Raw genomic sequence first — 3,131 nt, 5'->3', positions numbered from 1 at the left:
AGCCGGCACCCTCCGTGCTGTCGACGAAGAAGCCATTGCCGAACTTCGCGGAAAACGACGGCGCAACCACGCCGCGATACTGTTTGCTGCCCTGGTAGCGCGGTGCGAACCCGCCGCCGAGCGACAACGAATACTGGTTTTCCGCGTGGGCGGCGGCGGCGAGGGTCAGGCCGGCGAGCGGCATGCAATAGCGGTAACGGCGAAGTAATGGGCGCACAATATTGAGATAAAAGTGACGAAGCCCGCAGTCTAGGTGCCGCCCCGCGCCGAGACTGTCCTGAATGTGCGGCGAATCTGTGCGCAATTGTGTTCGATTGTTGGAGATTGTCGCCCCGCTGCCCCGGCGGTCGATCGGCCGGATAGAATTCGCGTGCCGCGCCGCGCATCGGTCTGCCGGGTGGGAGATGGCGCGTGCATCCCGAGGAGTCCATGAACGAAGTTCCACTCAAATACCGTGTGCTGCTGATCGAGGACGACGATCGCCTCGCGCAGCTCGTCCGCGAATACCTCGACGGCTATGAATTCGCGGTGACGGTCGTGCGGCGCGGCGATCTCGCCGTCGCGGCGGTGCGCGAGCACCAGCCGGCCCTCGTGATCCTCGACCTGATGCTGCCGAATCTCGACGGCATGGAAGTCTGCCGGCGCATCCGTGCGTTCACCAACGTCCCGGTGCTGATCCTGACCGCGCGCGCGGACGTGTACGACCAGGTCGCCGGGCTCGAGACGGGCGCCGACGACTACGTGACGAAGCCGATCGAGCCGCGCGTGCTCGTCGCCCGCGCCCGCGCGCTGTTGCGCCGCGCGCAGCCGGCCGCGGCGGAAGCGCCTGCGGTCGCGCCCGACGCGCTCGTCTTCGGCGAGCTCGCCATTTCGCCGCCGAACCGCACCGTCACGTGGCGCGGCGAGCCGGTCGAGCTGAAGACCGCCGAATTCAACCTGCTGCTGATCCTCGCGCGTGCGGCCGGCACCGTGCTGAGCCGCGACGACATCCTGAAGCAGTTGCGCGGGATCGAATTCGACGGGCTCGACCGCTCGGTCGATTCCGGCATCTCGAAGCTGCGCCGCCGCTTCGAGGATGCGTCATCGGAGCCGCACAAGATCAAGACGATCTGGGGTCGCGGCTACCTGTTCAGCCCTTCTGCGTGGGACGAGTAAATGCTGCGCCCGTTGCTCCGGTTGTACCTCGTCGTGATCCTGTTCGTCGGTGCGTCGATCATCTTCATCCAGCTGTCGTTCGACCGGATCTTCTATGAACGCGGCGCGCAGGCGCAGCGCGATTCGCTGACGACCTATTCGTTCGTGCTGAACGACTACCTCGAACGCCATCCGGGCGCGCAGCGCGAGCTCGCATTGCGCGAACTCGCGCTGCATGGCCGCGAAGGATTCGGCTTCATGTCGATGGCCGACGCGCGTGCGCAACTGAGCGGCGCGCCGTTGCGCGATCTCGATGCCGGCAGGATCGCGATCAGCTACAACGGCAAGGATTACTACATGCCGCTCGCGGACGGCTCGGTGCTGCATGCCCGCCCGATCGAAGCGCCCGACCTCGACATCCGGATCTATGCGTACATGCTGCTCGCGCTCGCGACGCTGTTCGCGGTCGTGCTGTGGATTCACTATCACTGGCGCGACATTCGCCGGCTGCAGGATGCCGCGCGCGCGTTCGGCGCCGGAATGCTGTCGACACGCGTGAAGCTGTCGGGCAAGTCGAACATCTACGAGCTGTCGCAGCAGTTCAACGACATGGCCGCGCGTATCGAGGCGTCGATCAAGCAGCAGCGCGAAATGATGCACGGCATCTCGCATGAACTGAAAACGCCGCTCGCCCGGCTCGAATTCGGGCTCGCGCTGCTCGCCGACGCCGACGAGACGGGCCGGATGCGCGAGCGCCGCGACGCGCTGCGACGCGACGTGCGCGAACTCGACGAGCTCGTCACCGAGTTGCTGACGATCGGCCGGCTCGAACAGGGTGCGAGCGAGCTCGCGCCGATGGAAGTCGTCGTCGATGCGCTGATCGACAGCGTCGCCGGCAACGTCGCGGACGACATCGCCGATCGCGGCATCGCGCTCGACGTGTCGACGTTCGACGCGCCCGCGACCCACGTCTGCGATCCGAAGCTCGTCGCCCGCGCGCTGCTGAACCTGATTCGCAACGGCGCCCGCTATGCGTCGCGCAAGGTCGTGCTGGCCGCGACCCGCGACCCGTCCGGCGCGCTCGTGCTGAGCGTCGACGACGATGGCCCCGGCATTCCGGCCGCCGAACGCGCCCGCGTGTTCGAGCCGTTCCAGCGGCTGGATTCGAGCCGCGACCGTCAGACCGGCGGTTTCGGGCTCGGGCTCGCGATCGTGCGGCGCGTCGCGCAGGTGCACGGCGGCGACGTGCGGCTCGAGGATTCGCCGCTCGGCGGCGCGCGCTTCGTGATCACGCTGCCCGTGCGTGCGCTGCCGGACAGTCTGTTCGACGTCGCGCAGCACGTGGAAAGCACGCATGCCGATGCGCGCCGCCGCAGCGGCACGGGCACGGTCGTCCCGCTTCGATGAAAACGGCGGCGGGCGCCTACCCGCCCCCGCGTGACCGCGCCTTCGCTCAGCGCCGGCGCAACAGCGCGACGAAGAACAGGCTGCCGAACAGCGCGGTCACGATGCCGATCGGCAGGTCCTCCGGCGCCGCGAGCGTGCGCGCGGCGACATCGGCCCACACGAGCAGGATCGCGCCGGCCAGCGCGGCGACCGGCAGCAGCCGGCCGTGCTCCGCGCCGACGACGCGACGGCACAGATGCGGCGTCACGAGCCCGACGAAGCCGATCGCGCCGCTCACCGCGACCATCGCGCCCGTCGCGAACGACGCGACGACGAACACCTCGCGCCGCATCCGCGCGCTCGGCACGCCGAGCGACGCGGCGGCGACGTCGCCCGACATCAGCGCATTCAGTTCGCGTCGGCGCGCATGGAGCGCGCCGCCGGCGAGCACCGCGCACACGGTCGGCACCGGCAGCAGGTCCCAGCGCGCGAGCCCGACGCCGCCGAGCATCCAGAACAGCACCGACGACGCGGCGCGCTGGTCGCCGAGATACAGCAGCAGGTTGCCGAACGCGGCCATCATGAACGACACCGACACGCCCGCGAGCAGC

Annotated in this window: 3 protein-coding genes and 1 pseudogene; 2 read left to right on the top strand and 2 right to left on the bottom strand. The window is 68.8% G+C overall.

Annotated features, from left to right (window positions below):
* Positions 1 to 304: pseudogene (locus JMF90_RS40340) on the bottom strand (MipA/OmpV family protein); the annotation flags it as partial.
* Between the two features lie 125 nt (positions 305 to 429).
* Between JMF90_RS40340 and JMF90_RS30830 the strand changes: the two are divergent.
* On the top strand, positions 430 to 1,155 hold the full coding sequence (locus JMF90_RS30830; RefSeq protein ID WP_011545135.1) for a response regulator: 726 nt from the start codon (positions 430 to 432) through the stop codon (positions 1,153 to 1,155).
* Entirely contained in the window at positions 1,156 to 2,541 is a 1,386-nt protein-coding gene (locus tag JMF90_RS30825) for an ATP-binding protein (protein ID WP_011694270.1), read from the top strand.
* 46 nt (positions 2,542 to 2,587) lie between these two features.
* On the opposite strand, the gene JMF90_RS30820 is transcribed toward JMF90_RS30825, so the two are convergent.
* On the bottom strand, positions 2,588 to 3,131 hold a 544-nt coding region (locus JMF90_RS30820; RefSeq protein WP_201325862.1), incomplete at its 5' end, for an iron ABC transporter permease.

This window comes from Burkholderia sp. E168m23, assembly GCF_016586125.1.
Classification (GTDB): Bacteria; Pseudomonadota; Gammaproteobacteria; order Burkholderiales; family Burkholderiaceae; genus Burkholderia; species Burkholderia orbicola.
This window is presented reverse-complemented; position numbering and strand designations above follow the sequence as displayed.